Here is a 20,427-nt window from a genome sequence, read left to right as displayed (position 1 = left end):
CCGGGGGAGTGGGGCGTCAGGCCGCGGCCGCCCGCGCCCCGATCATGGAGTGCAGCCGGTCGGCCGCCGCCCGCCCGAACTCCGGATCGTTGATGTGGGTGTCGTAGTCGTGGATCCGGGCGGCGCTGCCCCGCAGCCCGTCGCGCAGTGCCGAGAACAGCGCCCCGTCGGCTTCGGGGTCGTGGTAGGGCCCGCCGGGGGCGCCGAGCGTGGACAGTCCGCGCAGGGGGACGCAGACGGCCGTGGGCCCGGTGGCCGCACGGAGTTTGGCGGCGACCCGGCGGCCGAGTTCGGCGCATTCGGCCGCGGTCGTACGGATCACCGTGATCGAGGGGTTGTGGACGCGGACCCGGCGGTACCGGACCCGTTCGGGCAGGCTCTCCATCGGCCCGAACTTCACCATGTCCAGCGCCCCCAGGCTCACCACCTGCGGGATCCCGGCCCGCCCGGCCGCGCTGAGCCGGTCGGGTCCGGCGGTCAGGATGCCGCCGCACAGGTCGTCGGCGAGCTCGCTGAGCGTCAGGTCGAGGACGCCGGCGAAGATCCCCTGGCCGGCCAGGGTCTCCAGGGTCCGGCCGCCGGTGCCGCTGACGTGGAAGACCAGTACCTCGTAGCCCAGTTCGGTCAGCCGTTCCCGGGCCGCGTCCACGCCGATCGTGGTCACGCCCGCCATGCTCGCCGCGATCAGCGGCCGGGACCCCGAGCCCAGCCGGGCCGGGCGGTGCAGCTCCAGGCTGGAGCGCGCGTAGGCCTCGGCCATTCCGGAGACGGCCGCGACGGCATTGGCCAGGACCGGCGCCGAGATGCTGTTGATCCCCGCGATGTCCACGACGCTGTACATCATCGTGATGTCCGCCGATCCGACGTACGGGGCCACGTCCCCGGACGCCATGGAGGAGACCATCACCTTCGGAACGCCGAGCGGCAGGGCGCGCATCGCCCTGGTGGCGATGGAGGTGCCGCCGCTGCCCCCGATCGCGAGGACTCCGTGCAGCCGGCCTTCGGCGTGCAGGCGTAAGAGGGTCGCTTCCGCGCCCCGGGCCATCGTGGTGACGGCCGCACCCCGGTCGGCGGCCGCACGCAGTTCGGACAGTTCCGTTTCCGCGGCCCGCGCCACCGCTTCGCGCGGTACGTCGGCGGGCACCCGGGGCTCGTTCATGATTCCTGTGTCGACCGTGATCACTTCGACGCCGGCGCGCAGCAGCCTCTCGCGCAACCAGCCGTACTCCACACCCTTGGTGTCCAGGGTTCCCACCAGCACGACGTTCGTCATACGTGCAATGTCCATGCAGGTGGGGTTTGTTGGCAAGTAAAGGTCAGGTCAACCCTCATGTGCGAGTACGTCCAACAGCCTTTCCAGGAAAGGAATCTGAGCCACCACCAGCTTGGTTCTGGCCACCGCGGGAGTGAACCACTCCACCCGGTCCAGCTCGGGGAACTCCTGCGTCCGGCCCGACTTCGGCGGCCACTCCATCGTGAAGGTGCCGTGGACCGCGAGGGCCGGATCCAGGTCCGCGCGCACCGCCCAGATGGTCACGAGCTTGCCGCCGACCATCCGGATCTCGCCCAGCGGCAGGTACGGACCCTCGGGCGGCGGCAGCCCGACCTCCTCCTCGAACTCCCGGCGGGCCGCGTCGCGCGGGGTCTCGTCCGGCCCGTACTCGCCCTTCGGGATCGCCCAGGCGCCCGCGTCGCGGCGCTCCCAGAGCGGGCCGCCCATGTGGCCGAGCAGGATCTCGACGGGCCGGTCGGCGGTGGGGGTGTCGTCCGTGGTGCCGGGCTGCCTGAACAGGAGGAGCCCGGCGCTGCGCTTCGCGGTCATGGCCCATCCCTACCCCGTCCGGGCGCCCCTCAGGCGGCGGCTCTCGTGGCGGCTCGGGGGCAGGCTCAGGCGGCCCCTCGGGCGCCGGCTCAGTGGTCGTGCGGACCCTGGCGGTGCACCGGCCCGTGGGCGCCCGCGCAGTGCGAGTCGGCCCGGTCCGATCCGGTCCGGTCCTCGCCGGGGCGGCCGACCGTGAGGAGGGAGTCCTGGGCGTGGTCCACCTGGAGGGTGGTGTGCGTGATCCCGTACTCCTTCGCCAGCAGCGCCTCCAGGTCCCGGCGCACGGCGTGGCAGTCCCCCTCCGGGGCCACCAGCACGTGGGCGGACAGGGCGGCCTGCCCGGAGGTGATGGTCCAGATGTGCAGGTCGTGGACCTCGGTCACCGGGGGCTGCCCGACCAGGCGGTCGCCGACCGTGTCCGGGTCCACGTGGGCCGGAGCGGCCTCCAGCAGGATCCGGCCGGACTCGCGGACCAGCCCGTAGCCCGCCTTGACCATCAGGACGACCACGACCAGCGAGGCGATCGAGTCGGCCTGCCGGAAGCCGGTGGTGAGCACGATCAGGCCCGCGACGGCGGTGCCGATGAACGCGAACAGGTCGTTGAGGATGTGCTGGTAGGCGCCCTCGACGGCCAGGGAGGTGCGGTTCGCCTTCGAGATGCACCAGGCCGCCACGATGTTGACGACGATGCCCGCGAGCGCCGTCACCAGCACCAGCCCGCCCTCCACGGGCGGCGGATCGAGCAGCCGCCGTACCGCCTCGTACGCCAGCCAGACCGCCAGCAGCAGCAGTGTGAGGCCGTTGGCCTGGGCGGAGAGTATCTCCGCGCGCTTGAGGCCGTACGTGAAACCGCCGCGCGCCGGCCGGGCCGCCAGCCGCATCGCGATCAGCGCGAGGACGATCGAGACGGCGTCCGTCAGCATGTGGGCGGCGTCCGAGATCAGGGCCAGGGAATGCGCCAGGACGCCGATGACCACCTCGATGGCCATGAAGCCCGCGATCAGGCCGAGGGCGATGCCGAGCCAGCGCCGGTCGGCGTCGGCGGCGACCCCGTGGCTGTGACCCGCGTGACCGTGACCGGACTCCTCAAGGCCGCCGTGACCGCCGTGGCCCTCGTGGCCGGCGGTGCCGTGGTCGTGCGGCGCGTGGTCGTGCGCGCTCATGGTGTCCCCCGTGGGTCGTGGCGGACCGCTCGCGCGTTCCGCTCCGCCTGAAGTGAAGCGCACCTCGGGGCGATGGGCAAAGGCTGCAACGGGGACCGTTGTCATTACCCATAACGCCAGCCTGACCTGCGGTTATGCCGGGCGCGCCGGATCGTGGGAAAATCGGCCCATGGTCCAGCGCCCCGGTGTGCCGACCGCGCCCGAACTCCTCCTGGAAACGGACAGGGGGTCCACCGCGATGAGCCCGCGCCGGACCTACCACGTCGGCCGGGACCCCCTCTGCGAGATCTGCCTCGACGACGCCCGCGTCTCCTGGCACCACGCGGTCCTGCGCCCGGACGGCGACCACTGGACCCTGGAGGACGAGGACAGCACCAACGGCACGTGGGTCGACGGCCACCGCGTCCGCGAGTGGGCGGTCGGCGTAGGCAGCGAGCTGCGCTTCGGCAGCGCCGCCGACGGACCGCGCGTCCGCTTCGCCGAACCCGCCGCCGTCTCCCGCCCCTCCTCGGTCTCCCGCCCGGACATGACCAGCACCTTCCGGCAGCCGACCTCGGTCCGCCCGCTGGCCCACCAGGCAGCCGTCCGCATCGGCCGGGCCCCCGACAACGACCTCGTCGTCGACGACCTCGTCGTCTCCCGCCACCACGCCGAACTGCGCGCCCGCCCCGACGGCCGGTACGAGATCGCCGACCTCGGCAGCCACAACGGCACGTACCTCAACGGCGCCCGCCTCACCGGGGCCGCCGCCATCGGCGAGGGCGACGTCGTCGGCATCGGCCACTCCGCCTTCTGCATGGTCGGCGACCAGCTGCAGGAGTACGTGGACACCGGCCAGGTCTCCCTCGACGTCCAGGACCTCGGCGTGGCCGTCGACAACGGCCGCAAGACCCTCCTCGACCACGTCTCCTTCCCCGTCGGCGCCACCACCCTGCTCGCGGTGGTGGGCCCCAGCGGCGCCGGCAAGTCGACCCTCCTCGGCGCGCTCACCGGCCTGCGCCCCGCCGACCACGGCACCGTCTTCTACGACGGCCGCGACCTCTACCGGGACTACGCCGAACTGCGCAGCCGCATCGGCCTCGTCCCGCAGGACGACATCCTGCACGCCCAGCTCACCGTGCGCCGCGCCCTCGTCTACGCCGCCGAGCTGCGCTTCCCGCAGGACACCGCCAAGGCCGAACGCGAGGCCCGGGTCGACGAGGTGATCGGCGAACTCGGCCTCCAGCAACGTGCCGACCAGCCCATCCACAGCCTCTCCGGCGGCCAGCGCAAACGCGTCTCCGTGGCCCTGGAACTGCTGACCAAGCCCTCCCTGCTCTTCCTGGACGAACCCACCTCCGGGCTCGACCCGGGCATGGACCGCTCGGTGATGAACATGCTGCGCGGCCTCGCCGACGACGGCCGCACGGTCATCGTCGTCACCCACAGCGTCCTCAACCTGAGCGTCTGCGACCGCCTCCTGGTCCTCGCGCCCGGAGGCCGCATCGCGTACTACGGGCCTCCGGACGAGGCGCTCGGCTTCTTCGGCTTCGAGCAGTGGCCCGAGGCCTTCGAGGCCTTCGAGAACGAGCGCGAGCGCGACTGGGCCGGGGAACACCGGTCCTCGCCGCTGTACCGCCGCTACGTGGACGTCGCCGGCCGGGTCCCGCTCGCGGGGGCCGGCGAATGGGCCGCGGGCATCCCGCCGAAGCCGCCGCCCAAGGCACAGAGCTGGGGTTCGCAGCTCTCCACCCTGATCCGCCGGTACGCCGCCGTGCTCAGCGCCGACCGCACCTTCCTGATCATCATGGTCGCCCTGCCGTTCGTCATGGGGGCCATGGCCCGCGCGCTGGCCGGCAGCGAGCTCACCGCGGAGACGGCGCTCAACGCCCTGTTCATCCTGTGCGTGGGCGGGGTCCTGACCGGAGCCGCCAACGCCGTCCGTGAACTGGTCAAGGAACGCGTCATCTACCAGCGCGAACGCGCCGTGGGCCTCTCCCGGTCGGCCTACCTGATGTCCAAGGTGGTGGTCCTCGGCGCCATCACCATCGGCCAGGCCGTGGTCCTCACCCTCGTCGGTCTCGCCGGGGTCAAGACCAACGCCCCCGGCGGCAAGGGCCTCTTCCTGCCCCCGCTCGTCGAGATCACCCTGGTCGTCGCCCTGCTGTCCGTGACCGCCATGGTGCTCGGACTGCTGATCTCCGCCCTGGTGTCCAAGGAAGAGGTCACCATGCCGCTGCTGGTCCTGCTCACCATCGTGCAGGTCGTCTTCTGCGGCTCCCTGCTGAAACTCACCGGGGTCCCCGTCATCGAACAGTTCGCCTGGTTCGTGCCGGCCCGCTGGGCCATGGGCGCCATGTCGGCCACCATCGACCTCGGCGCCATCGTGCCCGGCAAGATCACCCAGGACCCGCTGTTCGACCACAAACCCCGGCTGTGGCTCATGGAGGTGGGGGCGCTGGCCGGCCTGGCGGTGCTGTTCGGCGTGCTGGTCGGCCGGGTGCTGAGGCGCCACGAGCCGGCCATCATGCGGAAGTAGCCGCGATGACCAGCCCCGGCCAAGCCGCGGACTTCCGGCCCACCCACATCGTCCCGCAGGACGGCCTCCCCGCATGGGAGACCCCGGACCTGTCCAGGCCGACCGTGCCGCTCGACGCCTTCCTGCCCGTACGGCTGCTGTCCCGGCGCGGCGAGTGGGGGGAGATCCTGTGCGCCAACGGATGGTCCGCCTGGGTGGACGGACGGCTGCTCCTGGCCGTGCCGCAGCCCCCGCCGACCGGCGGACGCCCGCTGACGCGCGTCGAGGACCCCCAGCCGATGCTCGCCCGGTGCACGGAGGAACTGGAACGCTACCGGCGGGCCGTCACCGACCTCGCGGCCGGGCGGACCGACCCCGAATCCTTCCGGCGCTCCCTGCGCGGACTGCGCGTCGGCGTCGTCGTCGACGGGGAGTCCGTGTGGCTCTACGACGAGGCGGCGGGACGGTGGATGTACGGGGACGGGAGCCGCCTGGCCACCTACGCGGTCGTCACGGGACCCGGTGCCCCGCCCGCGCCGCAGACCCCGCCGGCGGAAGCCGACACCGAGGGCGGGGGCGACGTACGAGATGTTCCGCATGGTCCGGACGCGCCGCACGAACCCACGAGGATCGTGGAGCTGCCCGGGCCGGAGGCGGGCTGATGGGCTCCGGTCCGGCCGCGGAGCCGTTCCGCGGGCGGGAGTCCGACCTGCGGGGGCGGCGGATCGCCGGGTACGTGGTGGAGGCCGAGATCGGGCGCGGGGGGATGGCCGTCGTCTACCGGGCGCACGACGTGCGGCTCGACCGGACGGTCGCGCTCAAGCTCCTCGCGCCCGAACTGGCGCGCAACGACGTCTTCCGGCAGCGGTTCGCGCACGAGTCGAAGGTGGCGGCGGCCATCGACCACCCGCACATCGTGCCCGTCTTCGAGGCGGGGGAGACCGACGGGATGCTGTACATCGCCATGCGGTACGTGGCCGGCCAGGACCTGCGGGCCATGCTGGACCGGACGGGCCCGCTGCCCGTGGAGGCCGCCGCCCGGATCGCCGGCCAGGTCGCCTCGGCCCTGGACGCCGCCCACGCGCACGACCTGGTGCACCGGGACGTGAAGCCCGGCAACATCCTGGTCGCGGGCGGCACCGACAGCGAACACCCCGAGCACGTCTACCTGACCGACTTCGGGCTGACGAAGAAGTCGCTGTCGCTGACCGGGTTCACGACCGTCGGGCAGTTCGTCGGGACCCTGGACTACGTGGCGCCCGAGCAGATCGCCGGGAAACCGGTCGACGGCCGGTGCGACGTCTACAGCCTGGGGTGCGTGGTCTACGAAATGCTGGCCGGCGGCCCGCCGTTCCAGCGCGACGACGACATGGCGCTGCTCTGGGCCCACCAGTACGATCCGCCGCCGGCCGTGTCCTCGCGGCGCGAGGGCCTCCCGCCCGGGGTGGACGAGGTGCTGGCACGGGCCCTCGCGAAGGCGCCCGAGGACCGGTGGGGGAGCTGCCTGGAGTTCACGGGGGCGCTGCGGCGGGCGGGTGCGGGCGAGGGCGCCGGGGCGGCGGCCTTCGTCCGCGCGCCCGCCCGGTCGGCCTCCGAGGGGCCGCCGCCACCGCCGCCCAGGTGGGCACTGCCGGTGTTCTAGGCCCGGGTTTCCAGTCCCGATGCCCTAGTCCCGGTCCTTCTCGGGGGAGGGCGCGCACACGACGTGGGCCGTGACCTCGGCGTGCGCGGCCGAGGCGTACCAGCCCTTGCGGCCGTCCGCGTCGACGACGGGGTAGGAGGCCAGGACGGTGTGCCGGAGCGTGCCGTCGCGGCGGCGGTCCCAGTGGCTGGTGGAGTACCCGCCGGACTGCACGGCCGTGCCGCGCGGACAGAACACCCTGCTGACGGACACCGCCTGCGCCGAGGCGTCCTTGCGGCCGGTGTCGCCGGAGAGGTGTCGGGCTGCGGGGCCGGTCGCCTGGGTGGGGAGGGCGGTGGAGAGGGTCAGGGCCAGCGCGGAGAGGGCGATCAGGCCAGCGGCGTGAAGCGGCCGGAACAGGCCTTTGGTCATGTTCACGGAGACCAGCGTGTCATGCGGAAACGATCCCCCGATGAGCCGATTTGCGACTGTTCACTCGAACGGCGCAACGGGCGGTCGGGTCGGTTCGGGCCCCCGGCGGCGGGGGAGCAGGGCGCCGAGGAAACCCGCCACCCCGCCCGCGAGGAACGCGAACCCGACCGTGCGCCAGAGCAGCGGGCGCAGCTCCACCTCTCCACTGAGTTCGTCGGCGTCGCCGATGCCCAGCAGGGAGAGGCCGAACTGGGCCTGGATCCGGGCCAGCAGGCAGACCACCAGGGTGGCCAGGGCCAGGGCGACGGCCAGGTGGAGGGCGTGCTGCCAGGCGCGGACGTGCGCGGGCGAGCGGGCGGCGGCCAGGGCGCCGGCGGCGAGCAGGAGGACGACGGCCAGGACGACGAGCCACCACGCCCGGGAGTCCCGCTCCGCGAGCGAGGCCACGTCGATGGTGGACAGGTCCGGGGCGGAGCCCTGGCCGGTCGTGCGCAGCACCTCGTCCAGGACCTTCGGTACCGGCAGCCCGAACGGCCCTTCGGCCTTGCCCTCCCAGGCCCCGCCGAAGCCGAGGGTGAGGGCGGGCCAGACCAGGTTGGGCAGACCCAGCAGGATCACCGCCAGGGTGCGGTCCGCGTGCCCCCGGGTCCCCGCCACCACCAGGCCGACGCCGATCCCGAGGACGACGTACGCGAGGAGCAGCGCGACCACGGCGAACGCGGCCGGCCGCACCGCCGCGTGGAAGCGGACCAGCCCCGTCGGGAGCGGTGCGCGGCGGGACACCAGCAGGGAGACCAGCAACAGGCCCAGGATCCAGAGCAGTCCGAAGCCGAGGCTCGCGGGGATCGCCGCTTCGAAGCCCACCGTCGGGCTGGCGTCGAGGACTTCGCCGATGTCGCCGAGGATCGAATCGCCGGTGGAGATCGCGAAGTTCTGGCGGGCCAGCAGGGCCGTGCCGGTCAGCGCGGCCAGCCAGAGGAGCACCAAGGGCACGGCGCGGGCGAGGAGTTCGCGCACTCCCGCCACGGCGCGGTTGTGCAGGGGGCGCAGGAAGAGCCAGCCGGTGGTCAGTGCGCCGGCCAGGCTCACGGAGAGGGGGAGCAGGGACAGGCTCGCGTCGGCCCCGGCCAGGAAGCCGGCCCCGCCCGTCACGTCGACCGACCCGCCCGCGGCCATCAGCACCACGGCGGCCACGACGTGCGGGAACGCGCCGCCGGGCAGACCGCCGGCGCCGGCGAGGACGAGCCCCGCGGAGGCGACCACGGCCATCACCACGAAGCCCGCGAGGACCGCGACGAGGGAGTCGAGCCAGGCTCGCGCGGCCGGTGCCGTTGTAGGGCTCATCCTGCCACCGTAGGCAGCTCCGCCTGAGGCCACCACCCGGACGGCTCCGCTTGCGGGCACCACCCGGACGGCGCACACAATGGTCGCCAGGAGTGCATGAAATCCGGAGATTTCCGCTGATGCCCCGCAGAAGTTCCCCATCGGAACCTCCGCGGAGCACCGCACGCAGGCCAGGTGTGGCCACGTAGGGCCTGGTAAGGCCCGGTGCAGCCACGTGAGGCCGGGCATGGGCCGCAGCGGGACGTCCACAGGGGACCGGAACCCCTCCGCCTGGGAAGAAGAGCCCGTGACCACTCAACCCTCCGGCCAGCAGCCGCCGTGGCCCACACAGCCGTCACAGCCGCCCTCGCAGCCGCCGTCGTCCTCGTCCGGGCGCCCCACGGGACCTCCCTCCGGGCCCCTCTCCGGGGGCCGGGAAGGCCCGCCGCCACCGCCACCGCCGGCCCCTCCCGGAGGATCCGGGAGCGGGGTGCCCCCCGGCCCCCCCGAGCCCCCGCACAAGGCCTGGTGGCGCTCCGTACCCCGGCTCGCCACCACGATCGTCGCCCTCGCCGCCGCCGTGACCCTGGCCGTCGTACTGACCAGGCCCAGCGGCGGCGGGGGCACCACCACCTCCGCGGGCAACGAGGTCTTCCTCCAGCCCGCGGCGGCCTCCGGGCCCGACCCCTTCACCGAGTCCACCGCCTCGAAGCAGGCCACGGCGCAGCCCGAGACCCCGCCGCCCGCGACTCCTCCGCCGGCCTCGACGCCCTCGGCGGCGGAGACGAAGCCCGGGTCGAACCCCCCGGCGAAGACCCCCTCGGCCGCGGCGACCACGGCCACCCGCAGCGTCAGCGGGGCCTCGCCCGAGCTGTACGCGGGCACGCCGTCCGTGCCCGCCTGCGACGTCGAGAAGCAGATACGGGTGCTCTCGGCGCAGCCCGCCAAGAACGCCGCCTTCGCCTCCGGTCTCGGCATCCAGCCGGCGTCCGTGCCGGGGTACCTGCGCTCCCTCACCCCGGTCCAGCTCCGGGTGGACACCCGGGTCACCAACCACGGCTACGTGGACGGGCGCTCCACCAGCTACCAGTCCGTGCTCCAGGCAGGGACCGCCGTGCTCGTGGACGACCGCGGGGTACCGCGGGTCCGCTGCGCCTGCGGCAACCCGCTCGGGCCGCCGGTGGCGCTGCAGGCCAACCCGAAGCGGTTCGGGCAGCCTTGGACCGCGTACCAGCCCTCGCAGGTCGTGGTCATCGCCCCGTCCGTGACCATCGTGAACAACTTCGTGATCTACGACTACCACGACCGCCGCTGGTTCGAGCGTGACCGTGGCGACCACCACGGCCGCCACGACAGGCCGGTCCCGCCGCCGGTGATCCACACCCCGATCTTCCCCACCCCGACCCCGACGCCGACGCCGACGTTCACTTCGCCGTCTCCGACGTTCACGTCGCCGTCTCCGACGTTCACGTCGCCGTCTCCGACGGTCACCTCTCCGTCTCCGACGCTCACTTCGCCGTCTCCGACGGTCACCTCTCCGTCGCCGACGCTCACTTCGCCGTCCCCGACGCTCACCTCCCCGTCCCCGACGGTGTCGCCTTCGGAGTCCGTGTCGGCGTCGGTGACCGGGTCCGAGTCCCCCTCGAAGTCACCGTCCCCCTCGCAGTCCCCGTCCGTCTCGCCGTCGGAGTCGGCCTCCACCTCGCCGTCCGCGGACCGGAAGTCGCAGTCGCCGACGCCGTCCGTGTCGCCTTCGCCCTCGAAGAGCGCGGTAGTGCCGACGCCCCCGCGGAGCTCGGCGGCGCCGCAGCCTCCGAGCCCGCCCAAGATCTCCTCTGCGCAGCCCGAGCCGCCGAAGCCGAAGCCGACGCCTCCGCCGTTGGTTTCGACCCAGCCCGAACTGCCGCCGCCCCCGCCCCCGCCCCCGCCGGTGGCGACGCCCCCGCCGCCCCCGCCGCCGATTCCCGCGACCACGATCGCGCCCCCGCCGCCGCCCCCGCCGCCGCCGTCCGCGGTCGGGCCCGGAGACGGCACCGACCAGAACTCGGACGGAGGTCCGGCCGGTAACGGCAACCAGTAGGGTCCAGTCCGACACGAAGACCTCCCCGAGGGCCGATGGCCCTCGGGGAGGTCTGGTCACGCCGCCGTCGTGCGGGGGTCGCTGCTAGCGGACGCGCCCGTACATGTTCGGGTTGTACGCGCTGAAGCTGGAGACGCGGACCTGCTTGCCGGGGCGGGGGGCCTCGATGTACTTGCCGTCGCCGAGGTAGACGGCGACGTGGTGGATGCCCGAGGTACTGCCGTTCGAGGTCCAGAACACCAGGTCGCCGCGGCGCAGCTCGGAACGGGAGATCGGGGTGGTGGCCCGGTACTGGTCGGAGGCCACGCGGGGGAGGGTGATGCCCGCGGAGCGGTACGCGGCCTGGACCAGGCCCGAGCAGTCCCAGCCGCGAGGGCCGTTGCCGCCCCAGACGTAGGGGTCGCCGAGGTGGCTGCTGGCGAAGGAGATGGCGCCTTCCGTGCCCTGGCGGACGGGCGTTCCGGAGGAGCCGGACGAGCCCGAGGAGCCGGATGAACCGGAGGAGCCGGAGGAGGAGCCGCCGCCGGATCCGGAGCCGCCCGCGAAGCGCTCGTACTTGGCCTTGTGCTGGGTCCAGCGCCACCAGCCGGTGCCGTCCTTGTACCAGTACACGCGGTCCGTGGCGTCCCAGCCCGCACGGCCGCGGAAGGTCGGCTCGGAGGTGCGTACGGAGGACGAGGAGGAGGGAGAGGGGGACGAGGACGAGGCAGAGGCCGAGGAGCCGGCGGATGAACCGCCGCTGTTCGCCGCGTACTTGCTGTAGTGCTGCGTCCAGCGCCACCAGCCGGTCGCGTCCTTGTACCAGTACTTGGAACCGTCCCAGCCGGCGTGGGCCGGTGCCGGCTCGGCGGACGCGGCGCCCGCTCCGGTACCCATCAGCAGAGTGGCACCGACGGCCGCGACCACGGCGCCGCGCAGGGTGCAGCGGCGGCGGCGGGCCGAGGCGGCCGTCATGGCCGTCGCGCCGCGCGCGCAGCCGGTGCAGTCGCAGCTGTCGGGTATCTCTTCGGTGAACTCGGGCGTGCGCATGCAGGATTCCTTTTCCATCGGGGGTGTCGTCAACGGGCGTCGGCGGCAGGGCCGCGCGCCGTGTAGAAGGCCACGGTCAAGTCCTTGACCAGGGCCTTGCGTTCGTAGTCGTCCAGGCTCACGAGCCCGCGGTCCGACATCCGGTGAACGGTGTCGTCGACGGCGTCGAGCACGGAGGTGAGGACGGAGTCCCGGTGCCGGGCGTCGATCGAGGCGATCCGGCGGCGCTGCATCGCGGCGGCGACCTCGGGGGCGTACTCGACGTGCAGCGGCCGGGCGGAGAAGACTTCGATGCCGACGGCCTTGCACTCGGCGGCGAGCAGCCGGGTCAGCTCGTCGCCGACGGCCTCGGTGTCGCGCAGGGTCTCGGGTCCGCCCGGTCCGCCCGGTCCGCCCGGTCCCCGCGGTTCGGGGTCGAAGGAGTCGGCGGGCATCCGGGAGAGCACCCGGGCGGTCGCGGACTCCACCTGCCCGCGCAGGTACGCGGTGTGGTCGTCGACCGCCAGCAGCGCGCGGGCGGTGTCCCTGACCCGCCAGACGACCAGGACGACGGACCGCAGCGCGGTGCCCTCGGAGTCGACGACGCCGAGCGGCTCGCTGCGCCAGTGGCGCAGCCGGACGTCGACCCGGGTGTACCGGGGGACCGGGCTGGACCAGATGAGGCCGGTACGCCGGATCGTGCCGCGGTAGCGGCCGAAGAGGGTCAGCGACCAGGCCTGGCCGGCGCGGCCGCGCCGCAGTCCGCCGAGCGCGGCGAGCGTGAGGAGCGCGCAGCACCCGACGACGGTCAGGGGCCAGGCCTCGGCGGGCGAGGTGGAGGGGCGGAGCTCCTCGGACCGGGCGAGTGCGGCGGCGCCGCCCGTGGCCAGCGCGGCGGTGAGCAGCGCCCACCAGCCGGAACAGGCCCGCGCGGGGCGTTCGGTGAGCTCGGGGTCGAGCACGGCGGGAAGGGTCCGGGGCTGGGTCGTGCCGGCCGTGCCGGTCGTGCGCGCCGCGGCCGGTGCGGTGGGCCGGGGTATCGCCGCGTGGACGGGGGGCTGCCGCAGGGTGTCCGGGTCCGCCGGTGCGGGCCCGGGCCGGCGGGGTCCGACCGGGCCGCCGGGAGTCGCCGGGCCGTGGGTGCCCGGGGTACGGGCGCCGGCCGGCTCCTCGTCGCGGAAGAGGGGGCCGAGCACGAGCGGATCCCGGTACGGACGAACGACCAGACTCCCGCGCCCGGTCCGGGCCGCGGCGCCGGAACCCGAGCCGGTGTCCGAGCCGGGGCCAGACTCTCGGCCGGAGACCGCGGCGTCGGTGACATCGGTGACGTCGGTGGTATCGGGGGAGTCGCCGCCGGGGCCGGTGGAGCCCGCGAGCGGGGTGGGTATCCGTCCGGGGGTCCGGGGCTCTTCGTGGGTCCCTGCCGTTGCCCCTTCCACCCCTCCCCCCGGTATTCCGGCCGGTCCTCCGGTCGACTTCGGCGCTTGCGACAAGCCACACCCCACACAGCCGTGGGCGTCAACGACCCCGTGCCGGGGGGTTCCTGACGCCAGCAAAGATGATCATGAACGGATCGATCTTCGCGAAATCGTACAAGTCACCCATTCGGCGAAAGTCACGACAGGCCGGGTCTTTGGTCCTTTTTCGCCCCGGAATCCGGTGCCGAGGGCCGTCGCTACCGCACCGGCCGGGCGGGGCCCGTTCGACACGCCGGACCGGCCCTCCGCGTACCGCGAACCCGCGCCCCTTCCCGTGCCGTCCGGGCTCGCGCCCACGCCCCTGCGCGGACCGGCACGGACCGGCGCGGGAAGGGGAAGAGTGAGACCCTGAAGGTGTGGCCGAAAGGGGAGTGACCCCCCAGGTCGAGTGGCCTGCCCGGACGGACACGAGCCTCGCGCTCAACCACATGGGCACCTTCGACTGGGACCTCGACAGCGGGCAGATGTTTCTGGACACCACCGCGCTCGAGGTCCTCGACCTGCGCCCCGGGGAGTTCACGGGCACGCCCGCCGGACTGCGGGTCCGCCTGGCGCCCGGCGAGGAGGCCCGGCTCGACGCCCGGGTCGCCCAGGCGCTGAAGACCGGCCGCACCCACTACGGGGCCTACGTGCGCAGCCGCGACCGGGACGGAGCCCCGGGCTGGACCCATGTCCAGGGCCGCATCCTGCGGGACCCGCACGGGCGTCCGTACCGGGTCATCGGGATCGTCCGCGACGCCGTCCACGACCCGGGCGAGCCCGGCGCGGCCGGTGAGCGCGACGAGGGCCGGCGCCGGATGACCGGGGTGATCGAGCGGACCACGGCGATCCTGGCGCACGCCCGCACGGTCAACGACGTCACCGACGTCCTGAAGGACCCCGAGGCCCTCGGCCACCTCGGCGCGGTCAGCGTCATGCTCGGCGTGGTGGACGGCGGCCGGATCCACCTGGTCGCGGAGGGGCAGCTCGGGGCGTACGTACCGGAGACCGAGTACACGCGCATCGACGCGCCCCTGCCGATGAGCGAGGCGGTACGGACGCTGCTGCCGGTGTACCTGGGCTCCCGCGAGGAGTTCCAGCGCCGCTACCCGGACCTGTGGCCGTACATCGAGCCGCTGGCCGTCCGCAGCGGGGTCTACCTGCCGCTGATCGCCCAGGGCCGGCCCGTCGGCGCGCTCGGACTGCTCTACACCCGGGAGGGCGACTTCGACGCCGAGGAGCGCAACGTGCTGATGGCGCTGGGCAGCGGCATCGCGCAGAGCCTCCAGCGGGCCATCCTCTTCGAGCAGGAGCACGACCTCGCCGAGGGGCTCCAGAAGGCCATGCTGCCGCGCCGGATCCCGGAGGTGGCGGGTGCGCTGATCGCCGTGCGGTACCGGGCCGCGCGGATGGGGCGGGACATCGGCGGAGACTGGTACGACGTGATCCCGCTCGGCGAGGGCCGGGTCGGCGTGATGATCGGCGACGTGGAGGGCCACGACACGGACGCCGCCGCCGTCATGGGCCAGCTGCGCATCGCGCTGCGCGCGTACATCGCCGAGGGCCACACGCCCGGCGCGGCCATGGCGCGCGCCTCGGCCTTCCTCCGGGACCTGGAGACGGAACGCTTCGCCACGTGCACGTACGCCGACATCGACCTCACCAGCGGCATGGCCCGGATGGTCCGTGCCGGGCACATCGACCCCGTGGTGCGGCGCGGCGACGGCAGTTGCCACCGGGTGCAGGTGGCGGGCGGGCTGCCGCTGGGCCTGCCCGCGCGCGAGCCGGGGGCGGGTGGTGCGGGGGGAGCAGGTGGCCCCGATGCTTCCGGCGGATCCGGTACGGGATACCCCGTCACCAGCCTCGAACTGCACCCGGGGGACACCCTGCTGCTGTGCACGGACGGCCTGACCGAACGGCCCGGCGGGGACCCCGACACCGGGGTGCACGAGCTCATGGAGGCGGTCCGGGACGGGCCGGCGGACGTGGAGGAACTCGCCGACGTGCTGTGCGACCTGGTCGGGGACTCGGGAGGCGGGGACGACATGGCCCTGCTCCTGCTGCGCCGGCGCGGCACCCCGCTCCCGCGCGGCGGCGGCCCGCTGCGCCACCGCCTCACCCCCGGGGACCCGGACGCCCCGGCGATGGCCCGCCACCTGATCCGGGCCGCCGCCGCGGCGTGGGGTGCGTGGGACCAGGCGGACGAGATCGAGCTGGCGGCGGACGAGCTGATGACCAACGCGCTGGTCCACACGGACGGCGTCGGCGGGGTCAGCATGCGGCTGACCCCGGAGGGCCGGATCCGCATCGAGGTGGAGGACACCAGCAGCGCGCTGCCCCGGCGCCGGGAGGCCGACGACTGGGCGGTGTCGGGACGCGGCCTGATGCTGGTGGACCGGCTCGCGGACGCCTGGGGCGTGGAGCCGCGGGGCGGCGGGAAGTGCGTGTGGTGCGAGTTCGCCGTCCAGTCTCCCTCCGGCTTCCCGGAAGCCGGTCACGCGGATGCCGGTCACGCGGATGCCGGTCACGCGGAAGCCGTTCGGCCGGATCCCGCTCCTGCGTCCGGGGAGCCCGGCGCCGTGCGGGCGCGCGGGGCCGCCGGGCCGGGTGCGGGTGGCTGAGCGGGAGCCGGAAGGGGCGCGGGGCCCCGGGTTCCGGGGCTTACCGGGCCGCGTACGGGCCCTGCGCGCCCCGGGCCGTCTGCATCGCCGTGAGCGCGCGTACGAAGCGGATCGCGAAGACGGAGGCCGCGAGCAGCAGCGCCCCGTACACGGCGGCGGCGGTGGCGGCCGTCGCGAGCCCGTCCGCCTCGGCGGCGCGGTCGTGGAGGATGCCGAAGACGCGGCTGGCGAACAGCGCGGAGATCCACACCAGCCACCACGTGGTGACGGGCGCCGTCGAGACGGGCCGCCGGGCGCCGTCCGGCCCGCGCCGGAGGCTGGCGGCCCAGATCTCCTTCGCCATCCGGTACGGGATGCGGAGGAAGGCGAAGGGTACGAACCAGCCGCCGACGGCCCAGGCCGCGGACCGGGTGACCGCGTCCCGGCCGAGGATCAGGGCGTTGTGGTGGACCCGGTGGAACCAGGCGACGAACAGCGCCGCGGTGACGATCAGCAGCGGAATCTCCAGCAGGCCCGCCAGGGCCATCAAGGTGTCCGGCAGGGTGCGGCCGTCCTCGGTCCCCGCATCCGGGTAGCTCCCGTCCCGCAGGGCCGCGCCGAGGTACAGGCCGGTTCCGGTCAGGAGCAGGGCGTACAGGCCGGAGAGTGCGAGCAGGACGGTCGTGGCCGTCGCGAGCCCCCCGGGCGGGCGCAGCAGGGAGAGGGGTTCCGGGGCGAACTCCTCCGGCGACGGCTCGGCGGAGACCGCCCGCCGGGTGCGCTCCCGGCCGCCCTGCGGGGAGGACTGCCGGGGGGAGGGCACCTTCGGCGGCGTCTGCTGGGCGGGGTCGACGGGCTGCGGTGAGCCGGTCGCTCTGAAAGACATGAAGGGGTACCCCCGGGAACAGGCGGACTGGGCGGGGCCAACATTTCAGACCGCACCTTTGGATGGCTTGGTCGCCCGGACGGCTACCCGGGCCGGCCGGATCCCGTCGGGGCCGAGGCCGAGGGCTCAGGCCGGGGGCTCAGGCCGGGGCGGGCGAATGGCTGATACTCCCGACTCGCGCTGTGTTCATGTGCTCATATGTCCGGGGCTGGCAGATCCTGCCTGGATGTCCCCCCTGCGCCCGCTCCTGCCCGTCATGCTGCCGGCCCTGCTCACCGTGCTGCTCGTGGCCCCGGCGCCCCCGTCGGCCCACGCCTCCGGGAGCGGCGCGGGCGCGGGGATCGAAACGGCCCGTACCGCCCGGCAGATCGCACCCGGGGTGCGGCTGGAGTCGTACGACCGGCTCGAAGCCGACCGGTGGCTGCGCATCGACGAACTCGACGTGCGGCTGGGGGGCGGGGGCGCGGCTGTGGATGGGAGCCTCGGTGCGGGTGCGGGTGCGGGTGCGGGTGCGGGTGCGGGTGCCGGTGCGGGTGCCGGTGCCGGTGTGCGTGCGGAGTACCTCGGCGGCCGGGGCCCCGCCACCCTCTCCGACTCCGCCGCCCGCCACCGCGCCGGGCCGGGCCGCCGCGTGGTCGCCGCCGTGAACGGCGACTTCTTCGACATCCGGGGTACGGGCGCCCCGCTCGGCCCCGGCATCGGCGCCGGACGGCTGCTGCACGCGGCCTCGCCCGGCGCCGGACAGGCCGTCGGATTCGACGCCGACGGGCTGGGCCGGGTACTCCGCCTGACCCTCGACGGGAGCGTCACCCTGCCCGGGGGCGCGGTCCGCCCGCTCGCCGGTTTCAACACCGCGCGGCCGCCCGCCGAGGGCTTCGCCGCCTACACCGCCGACTGGCCGGCGGACGCCATCCCCGCGTCCGGACCGGCGGTGGAACTGCGCGACGGCCGGGTCGCGGCCGTGCGCGCGGCGGTACGCCGGCCCGCGCGCCGGGAGCGTCCCGCACCCGGGACCACCCTGCTGGTCGCGGCGGGCACGGCGGCGCCGGAACTCGCCGCGCTGCGCCCCGGGGACGCGGTCGCCGTGGCGGCCCGGGCCGTCGCGGCCGGGGGCGGGCGGCTTCCGGCGGGAGCGGTCGGGGGCCGGGAGGCGCTCGTGGTGGCCGGGGTCCCGCAGAACCACGACGGCGAGCCGAACAACGCGGCCGCGCCCCGCACCGCCGTCGGCTTCTCCCGCGACGGCCGCCGGGCCCGGTTGGTCACCGTCGACGGCCGCCAGCGCGACAGCGGCGGCCTGACCCTGACGGCGCTCGGCCGGCTGATGCACCGCCTCGGCGCCCACGAGGCCCTCAACCTGGACGGCGGCGGCTCCTCGACGCTGCTCGCGGCGCTGACCGGGGAGTCGGCCCTAGCCGTGGAGAACTCCCCGTCCGACGGCCGCCAGCGCCCGGTCCCCAACGGTCTGGTCCTGACCGCCCCGGCCGGCACCGGCCGCGCCGCGGGCTACCGGATCGAGCCCGTCGGCGGCGCGGCGCGCGCCTTCCCCGGCCTGACCCGGACCCTCAGGGCCACCCCCTACGACGCGCTGCTCGGCCCGGTGCCCGCGCAGGAGGCGGCCCCGTCGTGGTCCCTCCCCGGGGGCGGCGGCCGGATCGACTCCGCCGGCGGGTTGCGCGCGGCCGCGCCCGGTCCGGTGGAGGCGCGGGCGGAGCGGGGACCGGCGCACGGTGCGCTGCGCTTGCAGGTCCTCGGTGCGGTGACCCGGGTCCGGGCGGTTCCGGACCGGATCGGGCTCGCGGAGGAGGGGGAGCGGGCGCGGTTCGTACTGACCGGCTACGACGCGCAGGGCGCCGCCGCCGTCATCGAACCCCGGGACGTGGAGCTGGACTTCGACCGTTCCCGGTGGAGCGTCGCCGACGACGGGCGAGGCGGATTCACGGTGACCGCCCTGGTCCCAAGCGCGGCCGGGCACGTACGCGCCACGGTACGCGGTTCCTCCGTGACCGCGGCCGAACTGGCCCTCGGGGTCGGCCTGTCGGACCGGCCGCTCGCGGACCTGGAAGACGCCGCCCGCTGGACCGGCACCGGCGCCGCCCCCGGCGAGGGTCATCCGGGCCGGGGCCTAGCCCTGGCCCCGCCCACCGCGGGCGGCACCGCCACCGCGACCCCGCCCCGCCCCCTCCGAATCCCCGACCTGGCCCGTTCCCTCCGCCTCTGGGTGAACGGCGACGCCTCGGGCACCCGCCCCGCAGTGGACCTAACCGACGGCGAGGGCGCCCCCATCACCCTGCGCGGCCCCACCGCGGACTGGACCGGCTGGCGCCAAATCGACCTCCCCCTCCCACAGACGGCGCCCCCACCCTTCACACTGACCCACCTAACAGCCACCACCCCAGCCCCCACCCGCACGAAGCCCCACACCCGGACCCGAACCAAGTCCCTGACCAAGCCCCTGCCCCCGACCCCGATCCTGGCTCCGGCCCCGGCTCGGGCTCCGGGGGTGCGCTCGGGCTTGGCTCCGTCCCTGGGCTCGGCACCGGCTCCGGCCCTGGCCCTGGCCCCGGGCTCCCTCAATGTCTCCGCCGGGGGTTCGGTCGGGGGCGGCGGCGAGGGGCGTGCCGGGGTTGGGGGGCCGCGGGTGGTGGTGGACGGGCTGGTGGCGCGGACGCCGCCGACCGGGGTGGTTCGTACGGGGGGCGAGCGCGATGCGATCGTGGGCACCGAGGCGCGGGTGAACTCACGGCCCTGGCGGTTCGCGGTCGCTCCCGGCGGGGTCCGGCCGGCCTCCGGAGCCGGGCGGGCCGCCGCCGTCGACTTCGTGCTGACCGGCGCCGGGCGGCCGGCCTTCGTGCACCGGGGGGTGCGGTTCCTGCCGCTCGGCTCCACGCGGCCCACCCTCGCCGGGGGCGGGCTGGAGCGGATCTCGGCCCTGCGCGCGGGCCTTGCGACGGCCGCCCGGGAGCCGGGTACGGGCGCGCTGGCCGTCGTAGAGCCGTACGCGCCGCAGGCCGTCGACCGCAAGGAGGCCGCGCTGAGGCTGCGGCTGCTGGCGGAGTTCCGCCGGGCCACCGGCAAACGGGCCGTCGTCCTCACCGTCGGCGCCCCCCGCTTCGCGGCCGGCCGCACCGAGGGCGTCCTCACCGTCGCCGCCCCGCACACCGGCCGCACCGTGATCGGCGCCGACGCCTTCGCCACGGACGACTGGCTCTCCGTGCTGCCGGCAGGGACGGCAGGGCAGGCCGGGTAGGCCGGAGGAGCCAGGCCCGACCGGGCCAGCCGGCCCAGGCGGGCCAGGCGGGCCGAACAGGCCGACCGGGCCCCCGTGCCGACCGGGCCGACCGGGCCCCCGTGCCGACCGGGCCGACGGGGCCCCCGTGCCGACCGGGCCGACGGGGCCCCCGTGCCGACCGGGCCCACCGGGTCAGCCGGGCCGACCGGGCCCACCGGGCCGACCGGGCCGACCGGGCCGACCGCGCCCACCGGGTCAGCCGTGCCGACCGGGCCCCCGTGCCGACCGGGCCGACGGGGCCCCCGGGCC

At 75.0% G+C, this 20,427-nt stretch carries 13 protein-coding genes and 1 pseudogene; 6 read left to right on the top strand and 8 right to left on the bottom strand.

The window, feature by feature from the left end; all coding sequences use genetic code 11:
* Window positions 1-16: 16 nt before the first annotated feature.
* The 3 genes from ACFWNV_RS09440 to ACFWNV_RS09430 all read right to left on the bottom strand — a co-directional run bounded on the left by ACFWNV_RS09440 (window position 17) and on the right by ACFWNV_RS09430 (window position 2,985).
* The gene (locus ACFWNV_RS09440; RefSeq protein ID WP_383942998.1) at window positions 17-1,273 is read right to left on the bottom strand and encodes a Tm-1-like ATP-binding domain-containing protein; all 1,257 of its coding nucleotides are present in this window, start codon (window positions 1,271-1,273) and stop codon (window positions 17-19) included.
* A gap of 48 nt (window positions 1,274-1,321) precedes the next feature.
* On the bottom strand, window positions 1,322-1,822 hold the full coding sequence (locus ACFWNV_RS09435; protein WP_383942995.1) for an NUDIX domain-containing protein: 501 nt from the start codon (window positions 1,820-1,822) through the stop codon (window positions 1,322-1,324).
* Window positions 1,823-1,911: 89 nt separating this feature from the next.
* Window positions 1,912-2,985, bottom strand: a complete 1,074-nt coding sequence (locus tag ACFWNV_RS09430) for a cation diffusion facilitator family transporter (protein WP_383942992.1) — start codon at window positions 2,983-2,985, stop codon at window positions 1,912-1,914.
* A 169-nt stretch (window positions 2,986-3,154) separates the two neighbouring features.
* Between ACFWNV_RS09430 and ACFWNV_RS09425 the strand changes: the two genes are divergently transcribed.
* The 3 genes from ACFWNV_RS09425 to ACFWNV_RS09415 are packed head-to-tail and all read left to right on the top strand — an operon-like array spanning window position 3,155 to window position 7,124.
* Window positions 3,155-5,503 (top strand): FHA domain-containing protein, encoded by a 2,349-nt coding sequence (locus ACFWNV_RS09425; protein ID WP_383942990.1) that lies wholly within the window; start codon window positions 3,155-3,157, stop codon window positions 5,501-5,503.
* Window positions 5,504-5,508: 5 nt separating this feature from the next.
* On the top strand, window positions 5,509-6,144 hold the full coding sequence (locus ACFWNV_RS09420; RefSeq protein ID WP_383942987.1) for a hypothetical protein: 636 nt from the start codon (window positions 5,509-5,511) through the stop codon (window positions 6,142-6,144).
* Complete coding sequence (locus ACFWNV_RS09415; RefSeq protein WP_383942984.1) at window positions 6,144-7,124, top strand: serine/threonine-protein kinase; 981 nt, start codon at window positions 6,144-6,146, stop codon at window positions 7,122-7,124. The genes ACFWNV_RS09420 and ACFWNV_RS09415 overlap by 1 nt, the downstream gene beginning before the upstream one ends.
* 24 nt (window positions 7,125-7,148) lie before the next feature.
* On the opposite strand, the gene ACFWNV_RS09410 is transcribed toward ACFWNV_RS09415, so the two are convergent.
* Together ACFWNV_RS09410 and ACFWNV_RS09405 are read right to left on the bottom strand one after the other, a co-directional pair.
* Window positions 7,149-7,541 carry a hypothetical protein gene (locus tag ACFWNV_RS09410; protein ID WP_383942981.1) on the bottom strand — a complete coding sequence of 131 codons (393 nt, stop codon included), beginning with the start codon at window positions 7,539-7,541 and terminating at the stop codon, window positions 7,149-7,151.
* 54 nt (window positions 7,542-7,595) lie between these two features.
* The gene (locus ACFWNV_RS09405; RefSeq protein WP_383942978.1) at window positions 7,596-8,879 is read right to left on the bottom strand and encodes a streptophobe family protein; all 1,284 of its coding nucleotides are present in this window, start codon (window positions 8,877-8,879) and stop codon (window positions 7,596-7,598) included.
* 349 nt (window positions 8,880-9,228) lie between these two features.
* Here ACFWNV_RS09405 and ACFWNV_RS09400 point away from each other — a divergent pair.
* A pseudogene (locus tag ACFWNV_RS09400) lies at window positions 9,229-10,536 on the top strand (DUF6777 domain-containing protein); the annotation flags it as partial.
* Between the two features lie 486 nt (window positions 10,537-11,022).
* On the opposite strand, the gene ACFWNV_RS09395 reads toward ACFWNV_RS09400, so the two are convergent.
* Both ACFWNV_RS09395 and ACFWNV_RS09390 read right to left on the bottom strand, forming a co-directional pair.
* Complete coding sequence (locus ACFWNV_RS09395; protein ID WP_383942975.1) at window positions 11,023-11,967, bottom strand: C40 family peptidase; 945 nt, start codon at window positions 11,965-11,967, stop codon at window positions 11,023-11,025.
* Between the two features lie 29 nt (window positions 11,968-11,996).
* A complete protein-coding gene (locus tag ACFWNV_RS09390; protein ID WP_383942972.1) occupies window positions 11,997-13,385 on the bottom strand; it encodes an SPFH domain-containing protein in 1,389 nt (462 codons plus the stop codon).
* A 395-nt stretch (window positions 13,386-13,780) separates the two neighbouring features.
* Here ACFWNV_RS09390 and ACFWNV_RS09385 point away from each other — a divergent pair, with 395 nt between their 5' ends.
* Window positions 13,781-16,024 carry a SpoIIE family protein phosphatase gene (locus ACFWNV_RS09385; protein WP_383942970.1) on the top strand — a complete coding sequence of 748 codons (2,244 nt, stop codon included), beginning with the start codon at window positions 13,781-13,783 and terminating at the stop codon, window positions 16,022-16,024.
* Window positions 16,025-16,064: 40 nt separating this feature from the next.
* On the opposite strand, the gene ACFWNV_RS09380 is transcribed toward ACFWNV_RS09385, so the two are convergent.
* Complete coding sequence (locus tag ACFWNV_RS09380) at window positions 16,065-16,889, bottom strand: DUF4328 domain-containing protein (RefSeq protein ID WP_383942967.1); 825 nt, start codon at window positions 16,887-16,889, stop codon at window positions 16,065-16,067.
* Between the two features lie 226 nt (window positions 16,890-17,115).
* Here ACFWNV_RS09380 and ACFWNV_RS09375 point away from each other — a divergent pair, with 226 nt between their 5' ends.
* On the top strand, window positions 17,116-20,136 hold the full coding sequence (locus ACFWNV_RS09375) for a phosphodiester glycosidase family protein (protein WP_383942964.1): 3,021 nt from the start codon (window positions 17,116-17,118) through the stop codon (window positions 20,134-20,136).
* Window positions 20,137-20,427: the final 291 nt, after the last annotated feature.

The organism is Streptomyces sp. NPDC058401, assembly GCF_042722885.1.
Lineage (GTDB): Bacteria > Actinomycetota > Actinomycetes > Streptomycetales > Streptomycetaceae > Streptomyces.
Note: the sequence above shows the minus strand (reverse complement) of the source record. Positions and strands in the feature narration are given on the sequence as shown.

Coding starts and splice junctions, on each gene's coding strand:
- ACFWNV_RS09440 (WP_383942998.1), bottom strand. CDS start 1,273: ATGACGAACGTCGTGCTGGTGGGAACCCTGGACACCAAGGGTGTGGAG.
- ACFWNV_RS09435 (WP_383942995.1), bottom strand. CDS start 1,822: ATGACCGCGAAGCGCAGCGCCGGGCTCCTCCTGTTCAGGCAGCCCGGC.
- ACFWNV_RS09430 (WP_383942992.1), bottom strand. CDS start 2,985: ATGAGCGCGCACGACCACGCGCCGCACGACCACGGCACCGCCGGCCAC.
- ACFWNV_RS09425 (WP_383942990.1), top strand. CDS start 3,155: ATGGTCCAGCGCCCCGGTGTGCCGACCGCGCCCGAACTCCTCCTGGAA.
- ACFWNV_RS09420 (WP_383942987.1), top strand. CDS start 5,509: ATGACCAGCCCCGGCCAAGCCGCGGACTTCCGGCCCACCCACATCGTC.
- ACFWNV_RS09415 (WP_383942984.1), top strand. CDS start 6,144: ATGGGCTCCGGTCCGGCCGCGGAGCCGTTCCGCGGGCGGGAGTCCGAC.
- ACFWNV_RS09405 (WP_383942978.1), bottom strand. CDS start 8,879: ATGAGCCCTACAACGGCACCGGCCGCGCGAGCCTGGCTCGACTCCCTC.
- ACFWNV_RS09395 (WP_383942975.1), bottom strand. CDS start 11,967: ATGCGCACGCCCGAGTTCACCGAAGAGATACCCGACAGCTGCGACTGC.
- ACFWNV_RS09380 (WP_383942967.1), bottom strand. CDS start 16,889: ATGTCTTTCAGAGCGACCGGCTCACCGCAGCCCGTCGACCCCGCCCAG.
- ACFWNV_RS09375 (WP_383942964.1), top strand. CDS start 17,116: ATGTCCCCCCTGCGCCCGCTCCTGCCCGTCATGCTGCCGGCCCTGCTC.